Source organism: Diaphorobacter ruginosibacter (assembly GCF_014395975.1).
Lineage (GTDB): Bacteria > Pseudomonadota > Gammaproteobacteria > Burkholderiales > Burkholderiaceae_C > Diaphorobacter_A > Diaphorobacter_A ruginosibacter.
On sequence record NZ_CP060714.1, the window covers coordinates 180,638 to 204,123 of the forward strand.

Sequence of the window (23,486 nt, forward strand, 5' to 3'; positions counted from 1 at the left end):
GCCACATCCGGCGCACCACGCCCGGTGCACAAAACGGCGATGACCCAGTGTAGTCGCATGGACGCCCGATGCGATTTCAGAATGACCCTAAGGTGGAGACCCACCAGGCCACGCCCAGCGCGCAGGCCAGCAGCACCAGCGCATAGAGGCGCGTTGCGACGCTGTCGCGCGAGGAGCGGGTTTCGGGGGGCAGCAGCTTGTCTCCCGTGATCATCGGGCCCACCAGCTTCTTGCCGCGCAATGCATAGACGATGATGGCGAACACGTGCAGGGCCACCAGCGCGTAGATCAGGTACTGGCCGATGCTGGCATGCCACCAGGTGGCCGTGCTGACCCACTCGCCCGAGACGAAACGTGTGAGCGGCCCCGATACGGAGATCTCGTCGTCGCTCGCCAGCCCGCTGGCCACCTGCAGGCACAGCACGGCCAGCAGCGCGATCACCGACAGGGCGCCGAGCGGCGAATGGCCCGTGGAGTGGTCCTTCCGCCCGCTGACATGGTCGGCGATCTGCGACGGTGTGTAGAACAGGCGGGCAAACCGCGACCAGTAGCCGCCCATGAGGCCCCAGACCAGCCGGAAGAGCAGCAGCGCCAGCGTGGCGTAGCCCAGTCGGAAATGCCAGTCCATGGCATTCATCTTGGCGCTCACCACCAGCGCGACGACGCAGATCGCCAGAACCCAGTGAAACAGTCTCGTGGGTAGATCCCAGATGCGGACGGATGTGTTTTGCATGGCGTGAGGAGGTCAGGGTTGGAAATTAGGCACAACCAGCGTGCGTTTCAGGCTGCAAGCGTACACAATGATCAATGATAGGGGGCAACAGGGCCGGTGTGGGAGCCTGCATCGCGCCCGCGGCTTGATCTGGTCGGTGTGCCCGCTATTGCTTTCGCATTCCATTCCAATTCAGAAAAGAAAGGTCGCCCCATGCAAATCAAAGCTCTCGCCACGGCCGTCGCACTCTCCGCCGGCGCGCTGCTGTCCCTGCCCGCGTCGGCACAGTTCGCCAAGCCCGAGGACGCCATCAAGTACCGCCAGGGTGCGCTCTTCGTGATGGGGCAGCATTTCTCGCGCCTGGGCGCCATGGCACAGGGCAAGATTCCGTTCGACGCCAAGGCGGCCCAGGAAAACGCCGATATCGTGGCCCACATGGCCAAGCTGCCATGGGCTGGTTTCGGCCCGGGCTCCGAAAAGGGCGCACCGACCAAGGCGAAGGAGGAGATCTGGCTGGAGCCCGAGAAGTTCAAGGAGCATGCCGACAAGCTGGTGGCCGAGTCGGCCAAGCTGGCAGCAGCCACCAAGACCGGTACGCTCGAAGGCATGAAGGCTGCCTTTGGCGCGACGGCCAACAGCTGCAAGTCCTGCCACGACGCCTACCGCAACAAGTAACTCCTGCCCGGGAGCGTGAGCACGCTCCGACGGCGCAGGAATGGCAAAAGGGCCGGCTTCCTGGAGGAAGCCGGCCCTTCTTCAATTCGGAGCCTCACAATGAGGCGGGAGCCATCAGGCCTGCGCCAGCAGCTTCTCGATCAGCTTGTGCAATTCGGCGAAATCGGGGGCGCCGACATAGGTCTTCACGATCTGCCCCTGCTTGTTCACGATGAAGGTCGACGGCGTGAGCTGCACGTCGCCCCAGGCCTTGGCATTGGCGCCGGTGTTGTCGATGGCCACCTTGAAGGGCAGCTTGCGCGACTCGGCGAAATTCACGACATAGGCTGGCGGGTCGTAGCTCATGGCGATGGCGAGGGTGTCGAAGCCCTTGTCCTTGAACTTCTCGTGCGTGGCGATGATTTCAGGCATTTCTGCCACGCAGGTGGTGCAGCTGGTGGCCCAGAAGTTGACCAGGGTGACCTTGCCCTTCATCTGCTCGGTGGTCTTGGTGGTGCCGTCGAGCAGCACGAAGGTCGACTGGGGTGCAGGCGATGTGCCGGTGCCGAGGAACACCCACGCACCCACACCCGCGAATGCCACGACAACGGCGGTGGCGAGCCACTTCTTCAGATTCATTTCATGCTTCCTGCTGAGCCGCCATTGTGCCGCAAGCGGGCTCTGGCCTGCGTTGGAGCCGCCCATGCGGCAAAAGTTCACGCCGGGAGGCTTCAAGGCCGCTCCCCGATAATGGCGCAATGCAGAAAAACACGGTGTTCGAGAGGCTTTCTTCCCTGGCGGCGGCGATGACGGCCGTCCTGCTGCTGTCCGCCTGCAGCCCGGCCTACAACTGGCGCAACGTGCCGGTGGAGAAGGCGCACCTGACCGTGTCCCTGCCCTGCAAGCCCGACCAGGGCGAGCGCAGCGTGGACATGGGGCCCGGCAAGGTCGATATCGGCATGATCGGATGCGAGGCCCATGGCAGGCTGTTTGCGCTGTCCTACATGGAGATCAAGGACCCCGCGAAGATTGCGCCCACCCTGGCCCTCTGGCATGACGCGGTACGCTCCCAGCTGCAGTTGCCTCCCGTGGTGCCCGGGACGGCGCCCTCGGAGCAGCCCTTCGTGCGCAAGGGCGCGCTCAATCTGCCGCAATCGGTGCGCATGAAGGAGGAGGGCAGGGCGCCCGATGGCCGCAAGCTGCAGGTCGATGCCGTCTGGTTTGCCCGCATCAACGGGCCGGTGATCCAGCTCGTGCATGCGGTGGTGCATGCAGACAAGCGCAATGATGCCCTGGCCGACAGCTTCCTGGAGTCCATCACGCTGCAGTAGCGCGGGGCCTCTTGCAAGCTCCATGAAAACCCCAGGCTTCCAGGGAAGGGGCATGGCGCGGCGCCGGCCATTTTCCCGCGCGCACCATCGGCTGACTGGCCTGACGCCATAATGTGATCCATATTCCCTTCCGCCATGAACACGCACATCCTCATCATTGCCCATGCACCCCTGGCCGGCGCGCTGCGCGAATGCGCACTGCACGTGTTCCCCGAATGCCGGGATGAGGTGCTGGCACTCGATGTTCCGGCCGACGAGCCGCCCGAGGCCACCCAGGCCGCCGCGCAGGCTCTGCTCGACCAGCAGCCCGGACAGGTGCTGCTGATCACCGACGTGTTCGGCGCGACCCCCTGCAATGTGGCGCAGCGCATCGCGGACGGAACACGCTCGCGGCTGCTGTGCGGCGCGAACCTGCCCATGTTGCTGCGGGCGGTGTGCTATCGGCGGGAGGAACTGGAGTCGTTGATGTCGCGCGCCCTGGTCGGAGGAACGCAGGGCGTGATGCAGGTGGCACCGACGGCACCTCAAAATCAGATTCGAATGACCTGTTCATCTCATGATCAAGAAAAAAATCATCATCAGCAATAAGCTGGGACTGCATGCACGCGCATCCGCGAAGTTGACCAAGCTGGCCGGCAGCTGCCCTTGCGATGTGTGGATCACGCGTGGCGAACGCCGGGTGAACGCCAAGAGCATCATGGGCGTCATGATGCTCGCGGCAGGCATCGGCACCGAGATCGAGCTGGAGACCGATGGCGAGCAGGAAGAGCAGTCGATGGAGGCGCTGGTCGCCCTGATCGACGGCAAGTTTGGCGAGGGAGAGTGACGGTCTGCACGCACGCGGACGCGCCATTCGATTGAAGAAATGATGCTGCAGAGGGCCGCGCAGGTGCGGCGATGCAGAGAACGGAGACTCGACGACCATGACATTCGCGATACATGGATTGGCTGTGGCTCCAGGAATTGCCATTGGCCGCGCGGTGATCGCTGCCTCCAGTCGCATGGAGGTGGTGCACTATTTCATCGAGCCGGAGCAGGTCGTTCCAGAGATCAAGCGCCTGCGGGCAGGGCGCGACGCCGTGGTCGAGGAACTGCGGCGCATGCAGGAAGAGCTGCCTGCCGATGTGCCGCACGAGCTGGCCGCGTTGCTGGACGTGCACCTGATGCTGCTGCAGGACGAGTTGCTGGAGAACGGCGTCAAGCGCTGGATTTCCGAGCGCCTGTACAACGCGGAATGGGCCCTCACCACCCAGCTTGAACTTGTCTCGCGGCAATTCGACGAGATGGAGGACGAGTACCTGCGCGAGCGCAAGGCCGACCTCGAGCAGGTGGTCGAGCGCGTGCTGCGATACATGCGTGGTGTCGCCAGCCCCGTCGCACCGCCGGCGAGCCCCAAGCGTGCGCAGGGCATGCTGCCCGGCCTGGGCGAGGAGCTCACCGAGGACCCTCTGGTGCTGATCGCCAACGATCTCTCCCCCGCCGACATGCTGCAGTTCAAGACCAGCCTGTTCGCAGGCTTCGTGACCGACGTCGGCGGCAAGACATCGCACACCGCCATCGTTGCGCGCAGCATGGACATTCCTGCTGTCGTCGGCGCACGCAGCTCCAGTCTGCTGGTGCGGCAGGACGACTGGGTGGTGATCGATGGCGATGCGGGCATCGTCATCGTCAACCCGTCCTCGATCGTGCTGGAGGAGTACAGCTTCCGCCGCCGCCAGGTGTCGCTGGAGCGTGAGAGGCTCTCGCGCCTGCGCCACACGCCCGCAGTGACGCTCGACGGCCAGTCGATCGAGCTCATGGCCAACATCGAGCGCCCCGACGATTGCGATGGCGCGGTGCATGCCGGCGCCGTGGGCGTAGGCCTGTTCCGCACCGAATTCCTGTTCATGGGGCGCGGCGCGAAGCTGCCCGACGAGGACGAGCAGTATGCCGTCTACCGCGAGGCGCTGGAGCGCATGAGCGGCCTGCCGGTCACGCTGCGCACCATCGACATTGGCAACGACAAGCCGCTCGACAAGGGGCATCGGGATGGCGGCTCGCTGAATCCGGCGCTCGGCCTGCGCGCGATCCGCTGGAGCCTGGCCGACACGTCCATGTTCCGCACGCAGCTGCGCGCGGTGCTGCGTGCAGCGCTGCATGGCAAGGTGAACCTGCTTTTTCCGATGCTCTCGAGCATCGGCGAGATCCGCCAGACCCTGGCGCAGCTCGACCTCGCGCGTGCGGAGCTCGATGCGCGTGGCGAGGCATATGGCGATCTGCGGCTGGGCGCGATGATCGAGGTGCCGGCCGCGGCGCTGATGATCCGCAGCTTCCTGAAGCACTTCGATTTCGTCTCGATCGGCACCAATGACCTGGTGCAATACACGCTGGCGATCGACCGTGCGGACGAGGCGGTGGCCCACCTCTTCGATCCGATGCACCCGGCTGTGCTGCGCCTGGTGGCCGACGTGATCCGCGCGGCCAACGAGGCCGGCAAGGAGGTCTGCGTGTGCGGCGAGATGGGTGGCGATGTCACGATGACGCGCCTGCTGCTGGGCTTCGGCCTGCGCTCCTTCTCGATGCACCCCGCGCAGATTCTCGCGGTCAAGCAGGAGATCCTGCGCTCGGACACCCGCAAGCTGTGCGAGTGGTCGCAGTCGATTCTCGCATCGGACGAACCGCTGGCACCCGTGGCCCCGGCCTGAGGGCCACGGGCACCCCTTCGCGCCCGGGTCGCCAACACGCTCTCAGGCGAGTGCTTCGGCAGGTCCGAAGAATTCGTAGTGCACCTGCTCCTGCGGCACGCCCAGCTGCGCGAGCGATTGCTTCACCGAGCGCATGAAACCGCGCGGGCCGAGGAAGTACACGTCGGCGTCGCGTGATGCGGGCAGCCATTCGCCGAGCTGCTCGGCGGTCAGCAGGCCCTCGGCATCCACGGCGTCGGCCGGCGTGGCGCGGTCATAGCAATAGCGGCGCGTGAGCTGCGGATGTTGCCGGGCCAGCGTGTCGATCTGCTCGCGGAACGCATGCACGCCGCGTTCGCGGGCGCAATGGATGAACGTGACCTCGCGCTCGCCCTGCAGTGCCGCCTGCAGCATCGGCAGCGTGGGGGTGATGCCCACGCCGCCGCTGATCAGCACCAGTGGCCTGTCGCCCTGCCGGAGCGTGAAGTTGCCGGCGGGCGGGAACACCTGCAGCGTGTCGCCTTCGTGCACCGCATCGTGCAGATGGTTGGAGGCCTTGCCCCCGGGCTCGCGCTTGACGCTGATGCGCAGGCTCCGGCCGTTGCTTGGTGCGGAGATCGAGTAGTTGCGGCGTTGCTCCTCGCCGTCGATGATGAGGCGCAGGCCCAGGTACTGGCCCGGCTCATGCGCCATCACCGCGCCGCCGTCCGCGGGCACGAGGTGGAACGAGGTGATCTCGCTGCTTTCCTCGACCTTCATCTGCACGATGAATGCGCGTTCGCCGCGCCAGCCGCCGGGAACGCCGGCGTTGCGGTCGTAGGCCTGGGCTTCGGCACCGATCAGGATGTCGGCCAGCTGCTGGTAGGCGGCGCCCCAGGCGGCAATCACTTCATCGGTGGCGATCTCCGCCCCCAGCACCTCGCGGATCGCGCGCAGCAGGCAGGCCCCGACGATGGGATAGTGCCCGGGCTGCACCTGCAGAGCCACGTGCTTGTTGATGATCTGTGCAGGGAGGTCGCCCAGTGCCTCGAGGCGGTCGATGTGCTTGGCGTACATGAGCACGCTGTGCGCGAGCGCCCGGGGCTGGGCACCGGTCTGCTGGTGGGCCGAGTTGAACAGCGGCCGCACTTCGGGGTGCTCGCTCAGCATGATCCGGTAGAAGTGGGTGGTCAGGGCCTCGCCTCCGGTTTCGAGCAGCGGGACGGTGGAACGGACGATGGCTTTCTGGGATTCGGTCAACATCTGAAATGGACTCCTTGGGTACGCATGAAAAGTGGCTGCCCCCCTCAACGCAAGCCCTGTGCCATTGCCAATGCCATTGAGCGACAAGGGTTTGCAAGAATGTGGGTCAATATGACATCGATCAATTAGCGTCTTTATGACTGCTTATGGAGTCAAATTGACAATTTCCGCCACCCTCCATGCACTGATTCCCCTGGTCGCCGATCTGGCAGAGGAGCTTCCCGAGCGAGAGCGCCTGCGCCGACTGCTCGCGGCGCTACGGACCGTGCTCCCGGCCGATGCGGCCGCGCTGCTCCGGCTGGAGGACGGGGAATGGCTGCGACCGCTGGCGATCGACGGACTGGTCCCCGATGCGCTTGGCCGGCGTTTTCGCATTGCGGAGCATCCACGGCTCGCGCAGTTGATGGCGGCGGGCCAGGCCATGCGTTTTGCCCCCGACAGCACGCTGCCCGATCCCTACGATGGTCTCGTGCAGGCGCCTCAAGGAGCGCTGCACGTGCACGACTGCATGGGCTGCGTGCTGCAGGTGGGAGGGGCCACCTGGGGGCTGCTCACGCTCGATTCGCTGACGCAGGGGCGTCTGTCCGGTCCGCATGCGCTCGCCGTGCTCCAGGCCTTCAGCAATCTCGCCGCGGCCACCGTGACCACCGCGGAGCGCGTGAGCGGGCTGGCGCGCTCCGCGGCCCGTGCGGATGGAGGCGGGAGCGCGGCCCGCGAGGCCGAGTCGGCGCCGCGCAGCATGGTGGGGCAAAGCCCGGTCATGCAGAAACTCAAGGCCGACATCGCGCTGGTGGCGCAAAGCGACCTCACCGTGCTGATCACGGGGGACACCGGTGTGGGCAAGGAGCTGGTGGCGCAGGCCGTGCATGCGCGCTCGGCGCGTGCGGGCAGGCCGCTCGTGAGCCTCAATTGCGCCGCACTGCCGGACAACCTGGTTGAGAGCGAGCTCTTCGGCCACGTGCGCGGCGCGTTCACCGGAGCGCTCTCCGAGCGGCGCGGCAAGTTCGAGCAGGCGCATCTGGGGACGCTGTTCCTCGATGAAGTCGGCGAGCTGTCGCTGGCCGTACAGGCCAAGCTGCTGCGGGTGCTGCAAAGCGGCGAACTGCAGCGTCTGGGCTCGGACCGTGGGCACCACGTCGACGTGCGGGTGATCGCTGCGACGAATCGCGATCTCGTGGCGGAGGTCGAGGCCGGACGCATGCGCGCCGATTTCTACCACCGCCTGAGCGTCTATCCGCTGCATGTGCCGGCGCTTCGCGAGCGTGACAGCGATGTGCTGCAGATCGCGGGCTTCTTCCTGGAGGAGAACCGTTCGAGGCTTGCTCTGGGCGGCCTGCGGCTGGATGCGGATGCGCAGGCCGCGCTGCTGCAGCATGCCTGGCCGGGCAACGTACGCGAGCTGGAGCACCGGATCAGCCGCGCGGTGCTCAAGGCATTGAGCCGTGCGCCGGCCGGTGCAGCGCGAAGCGGTGTGTCCCCTCATCGCCCGCGCATGCTGACGCTGCGCGTTCAGGACTTGTGGGATGACGAACAGCCGGGTGCTGCGGCCATTTCGGGCGCGCAAGCCGCAATCCAAAGCGACGTTCCGGGGCGCGTGCCTGCATCGCCGATGGCGGTCGATGTGCCAGCGCTCGGCCTGCGCGCAGCCGTGGAGCAGTACGAGCGCCAACTGATCGAACAAAGCCTTGCACGCAACGGCGCGAGCTGGGCGGCATCCGCGCGCGAGCTGCAACTTGATCGCGCGAACCTGCAGCGACTCGCGCGTCGCCTGGGGGTCCAGGCCCCACGGAAGCCATGAAATGACGCCCTATGCAGGGGGCGTTCTTCATCGTGTGTCAGTCGTCTGCCCATAAAAAACCGCGCCGATCGGGCGCGGTTTCTGTGAAGGGCAGGCTGGAGACGGGTCAGACGCCCGCAGCGTGCGCCTGCTGGTCGGCGTGGTAGCTCGAACGCACCATCGCGCCCACCGCGGCGTGGGTGAAGCCCATCTTGTAGGCCTCTTCCTCGAACATCTTGAAGGTGTCGGGGTGCACGTAGCGACGCACGGGCAGATGGCTGTTGGACGGGGCGAGGTACTGGCCGATGGTGAGCATGTCGATGTTGTGCTCGCGCATGTCGCGCATCACCTGCAGGATCTCCTCGTCCGTCTCGCCCAGGCCCACCATGATGCCGCTCTTGGTTGGCACGCTGGGGTGCAGTGCCTTGAACTTCTTGAGCAGGTTCAGCGAGAACTGGTAGTCCGAACCGGGGCGCGCTTCCTTGTACAGGCGCGGTGCGGTTTCGAGGTTGTGGTTCATCACGTCGGGTGGCGCGGCCTTGAGGATTTCGAGGGCGCGGTCGTCGCGGCCACGGAAATCCGGGACGAGGATCTCGATCTGCGTCTGCGGCGAGAGCTCGCGGATGTTCCGGATGCACTCCACGAAGTGGCCCGAGCCGCCGTCGCGCAGGTCGTCGCGGTCCACGCTGGTGATCACCACGTACTTCAGGCGCAGCTGCGCGATGGTCTTGGCCAGGTTCAGCGGCTCGTTGACGTCGAGCGGGTCGGGGCGGCCGTGGCCCACGTCGCAGAATGGGCAGCGGCGCGTGCACTTGTCGCCCATGATCATGAACGTGGCCGTGCCCTTGCCGAAGCATTCGCCGATGTTGGGGCAGGAGGCTTCCTCGCACACCGTGTGCAGCTTGTTCTCGCGCAGGATGTCCTTGATTTCGTAGAAGCGCGTGGTGGGGCTGCCTGCCTTCACGCGGATCCACTCGGGCTTCTTCAGGACTTCGCCCTGCTCGACCTTGATGGGGATGCGCGAGAGCTTGGCCGCGGCCTTCTGCTTGGCCAGCGGGTTGTAGGCTTCTGCCGATTGCGCTTCGCGCACGACTTCAGGAGTGCTCATATCTGCTCGACTTTGTGTCAGGGTGCAAGGCGGCGTTGCAGTTGCCCGGCAAGAACTTCCGCCGCCTCGTCACTGGTGATGTTGACGCCCATTGTAGAAAGATCGACCGTTCTCAGCCCGGCATAGCCGCACGGGTTGATTCGGGAATAGGGCTCCAGATCCATGTTCACATTGAGCGCCACGCCATGGTAGGTGCAGTGCCGCGAGACCTTGATGCCCAGGGCGGCGATTTTCCCAAGTCCCGTGAAGTCCTGCGCATCGTCCTTGGCAAGACCCTTTTGCGGGCGTTGGGCGAGCAGGGCATGGCTGTGCGGATCATCGAGGCGCACGTACACGCCGGGCGCATGGGCGACGCGATGGCCGACCACGCCGAAATGCGCCAGCGTGCGGATGGCGGCCTCCTCGAGGCGGTAGACATACTCCTTCACGAAGTAGCCCGCGCGGCGCAGGTCGATGAGCGGATAGGCCACCACCTGGCCTGGTCCGTGGTAGGTCACCTGCCCGCCGCGGTTGGTCTGCACGATGGGGATCGGTCCCGGTGCAAGCAGGTGCTCGGCATCGCCCGCGATGCCCTGTGTGAACACGGCATCGTGCTCGCACAGCCAGAGCTCATCGGCGGTTTCGGGAGTGCGTGCCTCAGTGAAGCGCTGCATGGAAAGGGCGGTGTCGACGTAGTCGACCCGCCCGAGTTGGCGAACCTGCATGGTCACGCCAGGCCTTACAGCACGACCTTGACCATGGGGTGGGATGTGAGCGCGCGGTAGAGGTCGTCCAGCTGCTCGCGGCTGGTGGCCAGCACGGTGATCGTCACGCCAAGGTACTTGCCGCCCGAGCTCTTGCGCAATTCGATCGTGGCTGCATCGAACGTGGGATCGAAGCGCTCCGCCACCTGGGTGACCGCATGCACGAAGCCCTCCACGTCGTCGCCCATGACCTTGATGGGGAACTTCGACGGGTATTCGATCAGGGATTCCTTGCGTGGATCAGGGGTTTGCGTGGTGGTCTCTGTGGTCATGGTGGTGTACTCGCTGCTGTTGAATGGAGTGTCACCATCATGTAAGGGCTCTGTGCAGAATCACAAGTGCCACGCCGGGCGCCCTGTAAAGACAGGATTGCGGCGGTTTGGCAAGCACCGTGTTGACTGGTGAGACCGGTCGTTGGTTCGCGGCGACAGTGCATGCGGCAGCCTCCCGAGAATGTAAGAAACAAGGCGGACCCTATCGACCCGTCCGGGTTTCTATTTATAATCAAGAGCTTTGTAAAGTTTTGGTCTGTTACAGGGACGTCGCCATATGAAGAAAAACATGACGCCCGAGACTGAAACTGAGGTTGAAGATTCCGATTTCAAGCCCCTGACCGCGCAAGAAGCGCTGGAGTGGCGCAAGAGGCACGGGACGTTCTCCATCTGGAGGATCGTCGTGGCTCAGGTGCTGGTGGGTTTGGTTGCCGTGCTGGTGGCATGGCTGGTGTCCTCGAAGGCGCAGGTCGCGTATTCGGTGGCATACGGAGCGTTGTCCGTGGTGATCCCCTCCCTGGTCTTTGCCAGAGGTGTGGCGCGCGGACGGGGTTCCGTGGGCGGCGCCATGGTCGGTCTCTTCGGTTGGGAACTGGTCAAGATTTTGTTGACGGTGGCCATGCTGGCGGCTGCACCCCGGATCGTGCCGGAAGTGAGCTGGCTGGCTTTGCTGGCAGGCATGGTTGTCACTATGAAGGCGTACTGGGTCGCATTGTTGTTGCGCCCCCGTACACGAACTGATTGATTAATTGAGAGAAGAGTTGTCCGATGGCCGCAGACGCAAATGCACCAACAGCAAGTGAATACATCGTTCACCACTTGCAGCATCTCCAAAACATCAAGCAGAAGTCCATCATCGACTTCTCGGTGGTGAATCTGGATTCCGTTGCAGTCAGTGTGATTCTGGGTGTCGTGTTTTTGTTCCTCTTCTGGCTTGCAGCCCGCAAGGCGACGTCGGGCGTGCCCGGTCGCTTCCAGGCCGCAGTGGAAATGATGGTCGAGATGGTCGACAACCAGGCCAAGGCCAACATCCACAACGCACAGTCGCGCAAGTTCATTGCTCCTCTGGCGCTCACCGTGTTCGTCTGGATCTTCCTGATGAACGCGATGGACCTGCTGCCGGTCGACCTGCTGCCTGTGCTGTGGCAAGGAGCCACCGGCGATCACCACGCCTACCTGCGCGTCGTGCCGACGGCCGACCTCTCCACCACGCTGGGCCTGTCCTCGGCCGTGCTGATCCTGTGCTTCATCTACAGCATCAAGATCAAGGGCATGGGCGGCTGGGCGCACGAACTGGTGACTGCTCCGTTCGGCACCAGCAAGAATCCTGTCTTCGCCGTGATCCTCGGCGTGGTCAATCTGCTCATGCAGATCATTGAATACGTTGCCAAGACCGTGTCGCATGGCATGCGACTGTTCGGCAACATGTACGCTGGTGAGTTGGTGTTCATGCTGATTGCCCTGATGGGTGGCGCAGCCGCTATGTCGCTCTCTGGTGTGTTGCTCCCCGTGGGGCACATCATTGCAGGCTCTATCTGGGCGATCTTCCACATTCTGATCATCACCCTGCAGGCCTTCATTTTCATGATGCTGACGCTGATTTACCTCGGCCAGGCTCATGAAGCTCACTGATCCTTTCCTTTCCTTTCTTTCTTAACTTTTCTTTCTTTCCCCCTAGGAGTCATCATGGAAAACATTCTCGGTCTCGTCGCTCTGGCTTGTGGTCTGATCGTGGGTCTCGGCGCTATCGGCGCTTCGATCGGTATTGCACTGATGGGTGGCAAGTTCCTGGAATCGTCGGCACGCCAGCCTGAACTGATCAACGAACTGCAAACCAAGATGTTCATCTTGGCCGGTCTGATCGACGCTGCGTTCCTGATCGGTGTTGCTATCGCCCTGCTGTTCGCTTTCGCCAACCCCTTCGTTCTGGCCTAAGCTCCGATCAACGCCCTAGATAGAAAGGTGTTGCCGTGAGTATCAATGCGACCCTGTTCGTTCAGGCCATTGTTTTCCTGATCCTGGCGCTGTTCACGATGAAGTTCGTGTGGCCCCCGATCGCGAAGGCACTGGATGAGCGAGCCCAGAAAATCGCTGATGGTCTCGCTGCTGCTGACCGTGCCAAGACCGAACTCGCCGCTGCAGACCAGCGCGTGAAGCAGGAATTGGCAGCCGCCAGCAACGAAACTGCCACGCGCCTGGCCGATGCCGAGCGCCGCGCGCAGGCCATCATTGAAGAGGCGAAAGCACGCGCTACAGAAGAAGGCAACAAGATTGTCGCTGCAGCCCAGGCCGAAGCCCAACAACAGTCGATTCAAGCCCGCGAGGCACTGCGTGAGCAGGTGGCGGCGCTGGCCGTCAAGGGGGCTGAGCAGATTCTCCGCAAGGAAGTCAATGCTGGAGTCCACGCGGACCTGTTGAACCGTCTGAAGACCGAGCTGTAAGGGAGCAACCATGGCTGAACTCGCCACCATTGCCCGCCCTTACGCTGAGGCGCTGTTCAAGGCCTGCAAGGATGTTGCAGGCGTTGATCTGGCCGCCACGGCTTCCTGGACGGACGAGTTGGCGGCGGTTGCCGCCGACCCCCAAGTCCGCTCGCTGGCCGACAACCCGAAGGTGACTCCCGAGCAACTGCTCGGTTTGTTCACTTCCGTCATCCGCACGCAGCTGCCGGCCATGGCCACGAATTTCCTCAAGACCGTGATCGACAACGGTCGCGTGGACGTGCTGCCGGAGATCGCCGCCCAGTTCCGCTCGCTGGTCAATGCCAGCAAGGGTTCTGCGGACGCCACGGTCTATTCGGCCTTCCCGCTCGATGCAGCCGCGCTTGCCGATCTCCGTGCGACGCTCGAAAAGCGCTTTGGCCGCAAGCTGGAGCTCTCCACGAAGGTGGACGAGTCGCTGATCGGTGGCGTGCGTGTCGTTGTCGGCGACGAGGTGCTCGATACCTCCGTCAAGGCACGACTGGAACAAATGAAAGCAGCCCTCACTGCGTGATGCGGCGAGGACCCGGCTAACCCAAATTGAAGGAAAGAGTCATGCAACTCAATCCCGCTGAAATTTCAGAACTGATCAAGAGCCGCATCGAAGGGCTGGCTGCTGGTGCTGATATCCGTAACCAGGGCACGGTCGTTTCCGTGACTGACGGTATCGTGCGCGTGCATGGCCTGTCCGACGTGATGCAGGGCGAAATGCTGGAATTCCCAGCAGGCTCCGACGGCCAGCCATCGTATGGCCTGGCGCTGAACCTCGAGCGCGACTCCGTCGGCGCCGTGATTCTGGGCGAGTACGAGCACATCTCCGAAGGCGACACCGTCAAGTGCACGGGCCGTATTCTGGAAGTGCCCGTGGGCCCCGAACTCATCGGCCGCGTGGTGAACGCCCTGGGTCAGCCGATCGACGGCAAGGGCCCGATCAATGCCAAGATGACCGACGTGATCGAAAAGGTTGCGCCGGGCGTTATCGCTCGTCAATCCGTGGACCAGCCTCTGCAGACCGGTACCAAGGCCATTGACGCCATGGTGCCAATCGGCCGTGGCCAGCGCGAACTGATCATCGGCGACCGCCAGACCGGCAAGACCGCCGTGGCGATCGACGCCATCATCAACCAGAAGGGCCAGGGCGTTGTCTGCGTGTACGTCGCCATCGGCCAGAAGGCTTCCTCGGTCAAGAACGTGGTGCGTGCTCTCGAGCAGGCCGGCGCGATGGAATACACCATCGTCGTGGCTGCCACCGCTTCCGAATCCGCTGCCATGCAGTACGTGTCGGCCTACTCCGGCTGCACGATGGGCGAATACTTCCGCGACCGCGGCGAAGACGCGCTGATCGTGTATGACGACCTGTCCAAGCAGGCCGTTGCATACCGTCAAGTGTCGCTGCTGCTGCGCCGTCCTCCAGGACGCGAAGCGTTCCCTGGCGACGTGTTCTATCTCCACAGCCGTCTGCTCGAGCGCGCAGCCCGCGTGAACGCCGACTACGTGGAAGCCTTCACCAAGGGTGAAGTCAAGGGCAAGACAGGTTCGCTGACGGCTCTGCCGATCATCGAAACCCAGGCCGGCGACGTGTCCGCATTCGTTCCGACCAACGTGATCTCGATCACCGACGGTCAGATCTTCCTGGAAACCAGCCTGTTCAACGCCGGTATCCGTCCCGCCATCAACGCCGGTATCTCGGTGTCGCGCGTGGGTGGTGCTGCTCAGACCAAGCTGATCAAGGGCCTGTCCGGCGGTATCCGTACCGACCTGGCGCAGTACCGTGAACTCGCTGCGTTTGCACAGTTCGCCTCCGATCTGGACGAAGCGACCCGCAAGCAGCTCGATCGTGGTGCCCGCGTGACGGAGCTGCTCAAGCAGCCTCAGTACAGCCCCCTGTCCATCAGCATGATGGCAGCCTCGCTGTTCGCGGCCAACAAGGGCTTCCTGGACGACATCGATGTGAAGAAGGTTCTGCCTTTCGAACACGGCCTGCACCAGTTCCTCAAGACCAGCCACGCTGCGCTGGTGGAGCGCCTGGACAAGAACCGTGCCTTCGACAAGGAAGGCAAGGACGAAGCCGAGCTCTCCCAAGCCATCGCTGCGTTCAAGAAGTCGTTCGTTTAATCCGGACGAGGAACCATCATGGCAGCAGGTAAGGAAATACGCGGCAAGATCAAATCGGTGGAAAACACCAAGAAGATCACAAAGGCCATGGAAATGGTGGCCGCGGCCAAGATGCGCAAGGCTCAGGACCGCATGCGCGCTGCTCGTCCGTACAGTGAAAAGGTGCGCAACATCGCTGCGCACCTGGGCCAGGCCAACCCGGAATACGTTCATCCTTTCATGAAGACGAACGATTCCAAGGTGGCCGGCGTCATTGTGGTGACGACTGACAAGGGACTGTGCGGCGGCATGAACACCAACGTGCTTCGCGCCGTCACCAACAAGCTGCGCGATCTGCAGGGTGCTGGTGTGTCCGTGCAGGCCGTGGCTATCGGCAACAAGGGCCTGGGCTTCCTGAACCGCGTCGGCGCCAAGGTGGTCTCGCATGCGACGGGCCTCGGTGACACGCCGCATCTGGAAAAGCTCATCGGCCCCGTCAAGGTGCTGCTGGACGCATATGCCGAAGGCAAGATCAACGCTGTGTACCTCTCGTACACCAGGTTCATCAACACCATGAAGCAGGAATCGGTGGTGGAGCAGCTTCTGCCCCTGTCCTCCGAGAAGATGCAGGCCGAGAAGTCCGAGCATGGCTGGGACTATATCTATGAGCCCGATGCTCAGACCGTGATCGACGAGCTGCTCGTGCGCTATGTGGAATCCCTGGTGTACCAGGCGGTTGCCGAGAACATGGCGTCGGAGCAGTCTGCCCGCATGGTGGCCATGAAGGCTGCCACCGACAACGCAGGCAACGTCATCAGCGAACTGAAGCTGGTCTACAACAAGACGCGCCAAGCCGCGATCACGAAAGAACTTTCGGAGATCGTCGCGGGTGCCGCGGCAGTTTAAATTTCTGGAGCGAATCAAATGGCTCAAGTACAAGGCAAGATTGTTCAATGTATTGGCGCCGTGGTGGACGTTGAGTTCCCACGCGACCAAATGCCCAAGGTGTATGACGCCCTGAAGCTCGAAGGCTCTGCGCTGACTCTCGAAGTCCAGCAGCTGCTGGGCGACGGCGTGGTGCGTACCATCGCTCTGGGTTCTTCCGACGGCCTCAAGCGCGGCCTGATGGTGACCAACACCGGCAACCCGATCACCGTGCCCGTGGGCAAGGGGACTCTGGGCCGCATCATGGACGTGCTGGGCAACCCCATCGACGAACGTGGTCCTGTCGACCAGAGCCTCACCGCCTCGATCCACCGCGCTGCTCCTGCATACGACGAACTGTCGCCATCGCAGGAACTGCTCGAAACCGGCATCAAGGTGATCGACCTGATCTCTCCGTTCGCCAAGGGCGGCAAGGTGGGTCTGTTCGGTGGCGCCGGCGTGGGCAAGACCGTGAACATGATGGAACTCATCAACAACATCGCCAAGGGCCACGGTGGTCTGTCGGTGTTTGCTGGTGTGGGCGAGCGTACCCGTGAAGGTAACGACTTCTATCACGAAATGTCGGACGCCGGCGTCGTGAACCAGGCGAACCTGGGCGAGTCGAAGGTGGCCATGGTCTACGGCCAGATGAACGAGCCGCCAGGAAACCGTCTGCGCGTGGCCCTGACCGGCCTGACGATCGCCGAATCGTTCCGTGACGAAGGCAAGGACGTTCTGTTCTTCGTGGACAACATCTACCGCTACACGCTGGCCGGTACCGAAGTGTCCGCTCTGCTGGGCCGTATGCCTTCCGCCGTGGGCTACCAGCCTACGCTGGCCGAGGAAATGGGCCGTCTGCAAGAGCGTATCACCTCGACCAAGGTGGGCTCGATCACCTCGATCCAGGCCGTTTACGTGCCTGCCGACGACTTGACCGATCCGTCGCCCGCAACGACCTTCGCTCACTTGGACTCTACCGTCGTGCTGTCGCGTGACATCGCTTCGCTCGGTATCTACCCCGCTGTGGATCCGCTCGATTCGACCAGCCGCCAGCTGGACCCGCAAGTCGTGGGTGAAGAGCACTACAACGTGGCACGTCAGGTGCAGGGCACGCTGCAGCGCTACAAGGAACTGCGCGACATCATCGCGATTCTGGGTATGGACGAACTGGCCCCCGAAGACAAGCTCATCGTGGCCCGCGCTCGTAAGATCCAGCGTTTCCTGTCGCAGCCGTTCCACGTGGCCGAAGTGTTCACGGGCGCTCCCGGCAAGTACGTGCCTCTGGCGGAAACCATCCGCGGCTTCAAGATGATTGTTGCCGGCGAAGCGGACCACCTGCCCGAGCAAGCGTTCTACATGGTCGGCACGATCGACGAAGCCTTCGAAAAGGCCAAGAAGATGGCCGCCTGATAGCGCTTTGGCTGGCCGGCTCCGTTGCCACAGCGGAGTCTTGCCAGCCAGCCGCATCAGCCGTCATTCCTTCACACCCTTTTCCAGGAGCCCAACATGAACACCATCCACGTCGATGTGGTGAGCGCCGAGGAGTCCGTCTTCTCCGGCGAGGCGCGCTTCGTTGCGCTGCCCGGTGAAGCTGGCGAGCTGGGTATTCTGCCCAAGCACACCCCGCTGATCACCCGCATCAAGCCCGGTTCCGTGCGCATCGAACTGCCGAACGGCGACGAAGAATTCGTCTTCGTGGCCGGCGGCATTCTGGAAGTGCAACCTGACCGCGTGACCGTTCTGTCCGACACCGCCATCCGCGGCAAGGATCTGGACGACCAGAAGGCACAGGAAGCCCGCGCAGCCGCCGAGGAAGCGCTGAAGAACGCCAAGAGCGAAGTCGACCTGGCCCGTGCACAGTCCGAGCTGGCCGTCATGGCAGCCCAGATCGCCGCACTGCGCAAGTTCCGCCAGAAGCGTTGATTGCTCGCCTCGGGGCGATGCTCAAAAAAACCGCCTGAGTTCCAGGCGGTTTTTTTATGTTCTGTCCAAAGAAGCCCTGTAGAAGAGGGAGTCAGGCTCTCTGGCTAGTCTCCCAGCACCACGGGTGCATTGGGCAGTTCATTGGGGTGGCGTCGGCCAGGTGCATCCGATGCCGGGTACTGGGCCACCAGTGCCGCGCTCACCTGGGAGAGGGCTTCGGTGAGGCCGTCCTCGTATCGGCCTGCCCGGAATTCCTCGCGCATGCGCGCGATCACCTGCTGCCAGACGGCGGGCTCCACCGACCGTGCGATGCCGCGGTCGGCGATGATCTCGATGGCGTGCTCCGCGGAGAGCAGGTAGATCAGCACGCCATTGTTGTGCTCGGTATCCCATACGCGCAGCTTGCCGAACTGCATGATGGCGCGCTCGCGGGCGCTGGCGCCACGCCAGATATAGGACAGCGGCAGTCCGCCTTCGACGCAGATGCTGATCTGCCCTGTATGGCGGGCCTCGCTCGCTGCCACGCGCTGCGTGAGGCGCTGCAGCACCTCGCTGGGGAGTGCGCGGCGCAGCTCGCCTTCCGCCCAGCGATGCCGCACCAGCCGCGCGATGCGGGCGAAGAAACCTGAGCGGTCCTGGGAGTGCGGTGTGGGATGGGTCATGCGCTGCAAAGTGGTTGGTTGCCCTGTGTGTGGTCTTGCTTTACCAGTCGCCCGATGCGCCGCCGCCGCCAAAGTCGCCGCCACCGCCGGAGCTGAACCCGCCGCCACCTCCGCCGCCGCCGAAGCCACCACCTCCACCGAAGCCGCCGCCCCCGCCGCCGAAGCCGCCGGGGAAACCTCCGCCACCTCGGGAAATGGGGCCCCCACGGCCGCTGAAGAGCCACGTATAGAGCAGGGCGAGCATGCCCGCACCGGCAGCCAGGCCCATGCTGGCAGTGACGGCAAAGGCCAGGAAGCCGGTACCCCCGCCCATCACCAGCCCGCCCAGCGGCCGTCCGAAGATGCCGCGAACGATGGGGCCGGCAACCATTACGGCGACGAACAGGAAGATCGCCATGTCCTCCCAATTGAAGCCGCTGTTGCTGTTGGCATCACCGGCCTGGCGATTCTGCGTCTGGGGCGCTTCGGGCAGGGGCAGTGCCTCGCCGGCGATGCGTGCCGCCACCTGGTCCACCGCCGCTTTCAGTCCGCCCGCGTAGTCGTTCTGGCGGAAGCGGGGCGCCATCACGCCATCGATGATGCGCGCGGCCGCCAGATCGGGTACCGCGCCTTCGAGGGTCTTGGCCACCTCGATGCGCATGCGCCGGTCATCCTTGGCGACAAGAATGATCAGCCCGTCACCGACGCTCTTGCGGCCGATCTTCCAGGTGTTGCCGACGCGGTTCGCATAGGAGGCGATGTCCTCGGGTGCCGTGGTGGGCACCATCAGGATCACGACCTGCGAGCCATTCTTCACCTCGATGGCATCCAGCTGCGCCTCGAGGGACTGCCGGGTGGCGGCATCCAGCGTGCCTGTCTGGTCGATCACATGTGCTGTGAGCGCGGGTATCGGCAGCAACTGCTGCGCCCAGGCACCGCCCATGCCCAGGCTCAGTACCAGGAGGGCCAGAAAAGCACGCAGGGTGCGCAGGAGAGGCATCGGGGTCGGAGCGGGCTGCCGCGAGATGTTCCGAGCAGGGCGCAACAACGGTCAGGGCTTGCTTGCCGCCGGGGCCGAGAAATCCACCACCGGTGGCTTGCTGATCTCGGCCTCGTTCTGCACGGTGAAATTGGCCTTGGGCTTGTAGCCCATGACCATCGCCGTCAGGTTGCTGGGGAAGCTGCGCGCGAGCACGTTGTACTGCTGCACGGTCTGGATGTAGCGGTTGCGGGCCACGGTGATGCGGTTTTCGGTGCCTTCGAGCGTCACACGCAGGTCGCGGAAGGCCTGGTTGGCCTTCAGTTCGGGGTAGCGCTCGGAGACCACCATCAGGCGCGACAGCGCGCTGGAGAGCTCGCCCTGGGCCTGCTGGAACTTGTTGAATGCCTCGGGATTGTTCACGAGATCGGGCGTGGCCTGGATCGACGTGGCCTTCGAGCGCGCCTCGATCACCTTTGTGAGTGTCTCCTGCTCGAAGTTGGCTTCGCCCTTCACCGACGCCACGATGTTGGGCACCAGGTCCGCACGGCGCTGGTACTGGTTGAGCACCTCGCTCCAGGCGGATTTGGTTTCCTCGTCCAGCTGCTGGAACTGGTTGTAGCCGCAACCGGTCAGGGCAAGAGCTGTCGCCACTGTCGCGATGAATCCAAGGAGGCGTTTGATGGTCATGGGCGTATGGGGTAAAAACAGGAAATGTGTCTCGCGGCCGCGACCAGCGCATGGCCTGCGAGAGGCGTGACACGCATTTTGCATAAATTATGGAGCCTGGGTTGTAGGCGCACAGGCCTCGCATCGGGCACGATCACAGTATTTAACCTTGCCGATTGGGACATCATGAAACGATCATCGACGCGCGCAGCACTTCTGGCCGGCAGCCCCGACGAGGTGGAGGCTGCTTTCTACGAGGCCCTGCAGAACGCCGATGTGGATCGCCTCATGGCCTGCTGGGCAGATGACGACGACGTGTTCTGCCTCCACCCGGGAAGCAGCGCGCGTGTGGTCGGCGTGGCCGCCATCCGCGAAGTTTTCACCGTGATGCTGGAGCGCGGCGGACTCAACGTGCGTGCAGCGGAGGTCGTGCGCATCCAGGCGCTCACGAGCGCCGTGCACAACGTCATCGAGCATGTGCAGGTGCAACTGCCGGACGGGCCGCACGAGGCGCTGGTCTTTGCCACCAACGTCTACCAGAAGACGCCGCAGGGCTGGCGCATCGTGGCGCACCACGCCAGCGCCGGCAAGCTGGGCGACGCCAGTGCGCAGCCCGTGTCGGCGCATGTGCTGCATTGACGGACCTTGCGAGTGAGCCTGCAGTACAGCGCTCCGCGCTGGCTTCCCGGCGGCAATCTGCAGACCATCTGGTCCGCATTGCTCGCGCGCAGCACGCTTGCGGCCAGGCCGGCTTTCCTGCGCGAACGGTGGGCCACGCCGGATGGTGACTTCATCGACGTCGATTTCCTGCAGGCCGCAACGCCACCGGTTCCCCACGCGCCGCTGCTGGTGCTCTTCCATGGCCTGGAAGGTTCCTCGGCCAGCCATTACGCGCAGGCCATGGCCGAGGTTGCCGCGGAACGTGGATGGCGGTTTGCCGTGCCGCATTTCCGGGGCTGCAGCGGTGAGATCAATCGCGCGCCGCGTGCCTACCATTCGGGCGACTTCGAGGAGATCGACTGGCTGCTGGCGCGCTTTGCGGAGCATCCCGGCGCCATGGGCGCGCCGCTGTATGCCGTCGGTGTTTCGCTCGGCGGCAACGCGCTGGCCCGTTGGGCTGGCGTGATGGGGGGCCATGCCGCGCGGCGCGTGAAGGCGCTGGCCACGATCTGCGCACCCCTTGATCTTGCGGCGGGCGGCAGGGCCATCGACCGCGGTTTCAACAGGCAGGTCTATGCGCGCATGTTCCTGCGCAGCATGATTCCCAAGGGACTGGCGAAACTTGCGCAGTTTCCCGGGCTGTTCGACCGCGAGCGGCTTGTGGCGGCGCGTGATCTTCACACCTTCGACGACGTGTTCACGGCCCCGCTGCACGGTTTTCGCGATGCGGACGACTATTGGCGGCGTGCCTCGGCCAAACCCGTGCTGGGGGAGGTGCGCGTGCCGGCGCTGGTGATCAATGCACGCAATGATCCGTTCATTCCTGCCGAGAGCCTGCCGCTTCCAGCGGAGGTGAGTGCCCACGTGACACTGTGGCAGCCGGAGCAGGGCGGACACGTCGGTTTCGCGCAGGGTGGATTTCCCGGACATGTACGCCGGTTGCCCGATATCGTGGCCGACTGGCTGGAGGACAATCGCTGAATGGATGAAATCGTCAAACAGGCCATGGCGAAGTGGCCCAACGTGCCGGCATGCAGCGGTTGGCTGGGCCTGGATGCGCGCGGCAACTGGTATCTGCGCGATGCCCAGGTGCAGGCGCTGGGCGGATTCCCCGAGTCCCGCGGGCATCGCATCGAGCACGAGAAGCTGCTGGAGTTCATCGGCCGCAACTACCTCGAGGATGACGACGGCTACTGGTTCTTCCAGAATGGCCCGCAGCGCGTGTTCGTGGAGCTGGAGAACACGCCGTGGATCTGGCGCCTGCGCTTCGAGCACGAGAGCCGCACGCTGCACATCCACACCCATACCGGCCTGCCGCAGAAGCCGGCCGCGCTGCGCGCCGTGGTGCTCGACGAGGAGGGCAGCCTGTACCTGCAACTGCCCGCCGGCATGGGCGTCGTGCACACGCAGGACATGGTGGATGCGGCAGCGGCGATCGAGGCCGGCATCATCGGTGAGCCCTCGGAGATGGCGCGTGCGGACATTCCGCGGCAGTATGGCTTTCACCGCAGCGCGGTGAATCGCGCGGAGCAGTCCCGGCCTCCGCCCTAAAAAAGACCCAGGCAACAAAAAACCGCCCCGAGAGGCGGTTTCTTCAATTGGAAGTGAAACCCCGATTCCCGGGCCTCCGGCTTACTTGGAGTGATCGACCATGTACTGCACGGCGGCACGGATCTCTTCGTCGGACGCGGTCGCACCGCCCTTGGGAGGCATGGCACCCTTGCCGGTGATGGCGGTCTTGACCATGGTGTCCAGGCCGGTGGCGACGTAAGGGGCCCAGGCCGCCTTGTCGCCAAACTTCGGTGCACCGGCCACGCCAGCTGCGTGGCAGACGAAGCAGGTCTTGTCGTAGAGGGCCTTGCCGGCGTCGGCATTGGCGGCAGGGGCCGGAGCCGGAGCTGCAGGGGCCGGTTCCGGAGCAGGGGCGGCCGCAGGCGCGGGAGCTGCAGCCACTGCGGGGGCCGCAGCTGCGGATGCGGCCGCGGAGGCAGCAGCGCCGGCACCTTCTGCAGGCTTGTCGGGCATGGGGAACTTGGCGCCTGCTGCATTGGCCATGTAGACCACGCCTCGGGCGATTTCGATATCGTTGAAGTCGCCGCCACCCTGGGGCGCCATGGCGCCCTTGCCGGCCAGCGCGGAGTGCACCAGGGCGTCCAGGCCCAGCTTGAGACGGGGCGCCCAGGCAGCGGCATCCTCGAACTTGGGTGCTCCGGCGGCACCGGTTGCATGGCATGCGGCGCACTGCACCTTGAAGACTTCCTCGCCGCCGCGCAGCGGACGGTTGGCATCACGGATCTCCACGCTGCCGACCTTCTGGATGCGCTCGGCCAGTGCCTTCTCGGGATTGCCCGAGCCTGGCGCAGGCTTGTCCTTGGAGGTGACGAAGTAGACGAGGCCGATGATGATGAACACGGGGATCACAAATGCCGCAATGACAGTCACCAGCAATTGCTTCGGGGTCTTGATCGGGCCGGTGTGCGCTTCTTCGTGGGTGTCGCTCATGGGGTCCTCAGTCTCTGTGTTTATCAGGCGAAAAGTTATCCAATGATTATATAGAGCGTCATTTCAAAGGCCACCGCGCATTGATCCGGGTTGACGGCTGGCGCGGAATTGG

The 23,486-nt window shown here is 64.0% G+C and carries 28 protein-coding genes; 18 read left to right on the forward strand and 10 right to left on the reverse strand.

Translation table 11 applies throughout. The features are described from left to right. Positions 1 to 76: 76 nt before the first annotated feature. Entirely contained in the window at positions 77 to 733 is a 657-nt protein-coding gene (locus H9K76_RS00900) for a cytochrome b/b6 domain-containing protein (protein ID WP_187597744.1), read from the reverse strand. 192 nt (positions 734 to 925) lie between these two features. Between H9K76_RS00900 and H9K76_RS00905 the strand changes: the two genes are divergently transcribed. Then, positions 926 to 1,387 (forward strand): c-type cytochrome, encoded by a 462-nt coding sequence (locus H9K76_RS00905; RefSeq protein ID WP_187597745.1) that lies wholly within the window; start codon positions 926 to 928, stop codon positions 1,385 to 1,387. 114 nt (positions 1,388 to 1,501) lie between these two features. Here H9K76_RS00905 and H9K76_RS00910 read toward each other — a convergent pair whose 3' ends face one another. Next, positions 1,502 to 2,005 carry a TlpA disulfide reductase family protein gene (locus H9K76_RS00910; RefSeq protein WP_187597746.1) on the reverse strand — a complete coding sequence of 168 codons (504 nt, stop codon included), beginning with the start codon at positions 2,003 to 2,005 and terminating at the stop codon, positions 1,502 to 1,504. A 119-nt stretch (positions 2,006 to 2,124) separates the two neighbouring features. Between H9K76_RS00910 and H9K76_RS00915 the strand changes: the two genes are divergently transcribed. The 4 genes from H9K76_RS00915 (at position 2,125) to ptsP (ending at position 5,381) form a co-directional block, all read left to right on the forward strand. After that, a complete protein-coding gene (locus H9K76_RS00915) occupies positions 2,125 to 2,697 on the forward strand; it encodes a hypothetical protein (protein ID WP_187597747.1) in 573 nt (190 codons plus the stop codon). Positions 2,698 to 2,832: 135 nt separating this feature from the next. Beyond that, positions 2,833 to 3,285, forward strand: a complete 453-nt coding sequence (locus tag H9K76_RS00920; RefSeq protein ID WP_187597748.1) for a PTS sugar transporter subunit IIA — start codon at positions 2,833 to 2,835, stop codon at positions 3,283 to 3,285. Continuing rightward, on the forward strand, positions 3,254 to 3,523 hold the full coding sequence (locus H9K76_RS00925; RefSeq protein ID WP_187597749.1) for an HPr family phosphocarrier protein: 270 nt from the start codon (positions 3,254 to 3,256) through the stop codon (positions 3,521 to 3,523). Before H9K76_RS00920 ends, H9K76_RS00925 begins: the two co-directional genes overlap by 32 nt. Positions 3,524 to 3,620: 97 nt before the next feature. Then, positions 3,621 to 5,381, forward strand: a complete 1,761-nt coding sequence (gene ptsP, locus H9K76_RS00930) for a phosphoenolpyruvate--protein phosphotransferase (RefSeq protein WP_187597750.1) — start codon at positions 3,621 to 3,623, stop codon at positions 5,379 to 5,381. A gap of 42 nt (positions 5,382 to 5,423) precedes the next feature. Here the strand turns inward: ptsP and hmpA are convergent, their stop codons facing one another. Then, positions 5,424 to 6,602 carry an NO-inducible flavohemoprotein gene (gene hmpA, locus H9K76_RS00935; protein WP_187597751.1) on the reverse strand — a complete coding sequence of 393 codons (1,179 nt, stop codon included), beginning with the start codon at positions 6,600 to 6,602 and terminating at the stop codon, positions 5,424 to 5,426. A 157-nt stretch (positions 6,603 to 6,759) separates the two neighbouring features. Here hmpA and norR point away from each other — a divergent pair, with 157 nt between their 5' ends. Beyond that, positions 6,760 to 8,400, forward strand: a complete 1,641-nt coding sequence (gene norR, locus H9K76_RS00940; RefSeq protein ID WP_223196268.1) for a nitric oxide reductase transcriptional regulator NorR — start codon at positions 6,760 to 6,762, stop codon at positions 8,398 to 8,400. A 106-nt stretch (positions 8,401 to 8,506) separates the two neighbouring features. Here norR and lipA read toward each other — a convergent pair whose 3' ends face one another. The 3 genes from lipA to H9K76_RS00955 are packed head-to-tail and all read right to left on the reverse strand — an operon-like array spanning position 8,507 to position 10,502. Beyond that, the gene (gene lipA / locus H9K76_RS00945) at positions 8,507 to 9,487 is read right to left on the reverse strand and encodes a lipoyl synthase (protein ID WP_187597753.1); all 981 of its coding nucleotides are present in this window, start codon (positions 9,485 to 9,487) and stop codon (positions 8,507 to 8,509) included. 17 nt (positions 9,488 to 9,504) lie between these two features. Next, positions 9,505 to 10,191 carry a lipoyl(octanoyl) transferase LipB gene (gene lipB / locus H9K76_RS00950; protein ID WP_187597754.1) on the reverse strand — a complete coding sequence of 229 codons (687 nt, stop codon included), beginning with the start codon at positions 10,189 to 10,191 and terminating at the stop codon, positions 9,505 to 9,507. 14 nt (positions 10,192 to 10,205) lie between these two features. Next, complete coding sequence (locus H9K76_RS00955; protein ID WP_187597755.1) at positions 10,206 to 10,502, reverse strand: HP0495 family protein; 297 nt, start codon at positions 10,500 to 10,502, stop codon at positions 10,206 to 10,208. A gap of 277 nt (positions 10,503 to 10,779) precedes the next feature. Here H9K76_RS00955 and H9K76_RS00960 point away from each other — a divergent pair, with 277 nt between their 5' ends. From H9K76_RS00960 to H9K76_RS01000, 9 genes are all read left to right on the forward strand, one after another. Then, positions 10,780 to 11,247 carry an ATP synthase subunit I gene (locus H9K76_RS00960; protein WP_187597756.1) on the forward strand — a complete coding sequence of 156 codons (468 nt, stop codon included), beginning with the start codon at positions 10,780 to 10,782 and terminating at the stop codon, positions 11,245 to 11,247. A gap of 23 nt (positions 11,248 to 11,270) precedes the next feature. After that, complete coding sequence (gene atpB, locus H9K76_RS00965; protein WP_187597757.1) at positions 11,271 to 12,134, forward strand: F0F1 ATP synthase subunit A; 864 nt, start codon at positions 11,271 to 11,273, stop codon at positions 12,132 to 12,134. 54 nt (positions 12,135 to 12,188) lie between these two features. Further along, positions 12,189 to 12,437, forward strand: a complete 249-nt coding sequence (atpE, locus tag H9K76_RS00970; RefSeq protein WP_011803767.1) for a F0F1 ATP synthase subunit C — start codon at positions 12,189 to 12,191, stop codon at positions 12,435 to 12,437. Positions 12,438 to 12,472: 35 nt separating this feature from the next. Further along, a complete protein-coding gene (locus H9K76_RS00975; protein ID WP_187597758.1) occupies positions 12,473 to 12,943 on the forward strand; it encodes a F0F1 ATP synthase subunit B in 471 nt (156 codons plus the stop codon). Between the two features lie 10 nt (positions 12,944 to 12,953). Continuing rightward, the gene (locus H9K76_RS00980; protein ID WP_187597759.1) at positions 12,954 to 13,496 is read left to right on the forward strand and encodes a F0F1 ATP synthase subunit delta; all 543 of its coding nucleotides are present in this window, start codon (positions 12,954 to 12,956) and stop codon (positions 13,494 to 13,496) included. A 41-nt stretch (positions 13,497 to 13,537) separates the two neighbouring features. After that, entirely contained in the window at positions 13,538 to 15,097 is a 1,560-nt protein-coding gene (atpA, locus tag H9K76_RS00985) for a F0F1 ATP synthase subunit alpha (protein WP_187597760.1), read from the forward strand. 18 nt (positions 15,098 to 15,115) lie between these two features. Then, entirely contained in the window at positions 15,116 to 15,982 is an 867-nt protein-coding gene (gene atpG / locus H9K76_RS00990; protein WP_187597761.1) for a F0F1 ATP synthase subunit gamma, read from the forward strand. A gap of 18 nt (positions 15,983 to 16,000) precedes the next feature. Then, positions 16,001 to 17,410 carry a F0F1 ATP synthase subunit beta gene (gene atpD, locus H9K76_RS00995; protein WP_187597762.1) on the forward strand — a complete coding sequence of 470 codons (1,410 nt, stop codon included), beginning with the start codon at positions 16,001 to 16,003 and terminating at the stop codon, positions 17,408 to 17,410. 96 nt (positions 17,411 to 17,506) lie between these two features. Then, entirely contained in the window at positions 17,507 to 17,923 is a 417-nt protein-coding gene (locus H9K76_RS01000; protein WP_187597763.1) for a F0F1 ATP synthase subunit epsilon, read from the forward strand. A gap of 104 nt (positions 17,924 to 18,027) precedes the next feature. On the opposite strand, the gene H9K76_RS01005 is transcribed toward H9K76_RS01000, so the two are convergent. From H9K76_RS01005 to H9K76_RS01015, 3 genes are read right to left on the reverse strand one after another with little or no spacing between them, the layout of a single operon-like run. After that, positions 18,028 to 18,585 carry a TPM domain-containing protein gene (locus tag H9K76_RS01005; RefSeq protein WP_187597764.1) on the reverse strand — a complete coding sequence of 186 codons (558 nt, stop codon included), beginning with the start codon at positions 18,583 to 18,585 and terminating at the stop codon, positions 18,028 to 18,030. 40 nt (positions 18,586 to 18,625) lie between these two features. Beyond that, a complete protein-coding gene (locus tag H9K76_RS01010) occupies positions 18,626 to 19,564 on the reverse strand; it encodes a TPM domain-containing protein (protein ID WP_187597765.1) in 939 nt (312 codons plus the stop codon). A 51-nt stretch (positions 19,565 to 19,615) separates the two neighbouring features. After that, positions 19,616 to 20,227, reverse strand: coding sequence for a LemA family protein (locus H9K76_RS01015; protein ID WP_187600390.1), 612 nt, complete (start codon positions 20,225 to 20,227; stop codon positions 19,616 to 19,618). 171 nt (positions 20,228 to 20,398) lie between these two features. Here H9K76_RS01015 and H9K76_RS01020 point away from each other — a divergent pair, with 171 nt between their 5' ends. Genes H9K76_RS01020 through H9K76_RS01030 form a run of 3 tightly spaced genes read left to right on the forward strand, consistent with a single transcriptional unit; the run spans position 20,399 to position 22,423 of the window. Next, positions 20,399 to 20,851, forward strand: a complete 453-nt coding sequence (locus tag H9K76_RS01020; protein WP_187597766.1) for a YybH family protein — start codon at positions 20,399 to 20,401, stop codon at positions 20,849 to 20,851. 18 nt (positions 20,852 to 20,869) lie between these two features. Then, positions 20,870 to 21,853, forward strand: coding sequence for a YheT family hydrolase (locus H9K76_RS01025; protein ID WP_187600391.1), 984 nt, complete (start codon positions 20,870 to 20,872; stop codon positions 21,851 to 21,853). Further along, entirely contained in the window at positions 21,854 to 22,423 is a 570-nt protein-coding gene (locus H9K76_RS01030) for a DUF2946 family protein (protein ID WP_187597767.1), read from the forward strand. An 81-nt stretch (positions 22,424 to 22,504) separates the two neighbouring features. Here H9K76_RS01030 and H9K76_RS01035 read toward each other — a convergent pair whose 3' ends face one another. After that, on the reverse strand, positions 22,505 to 23,374 hold the full coding sequence (locus H9K76_RS01035) for a c-type cytochrome (protein ID WP_187597768.1): 870 nt from the start codon (positions 23,372 to 23,374) through the stop codon (positions 22,505 to 22,507). Positions 23,375 to 23,486: the final 112 nt, after the last annotated feature.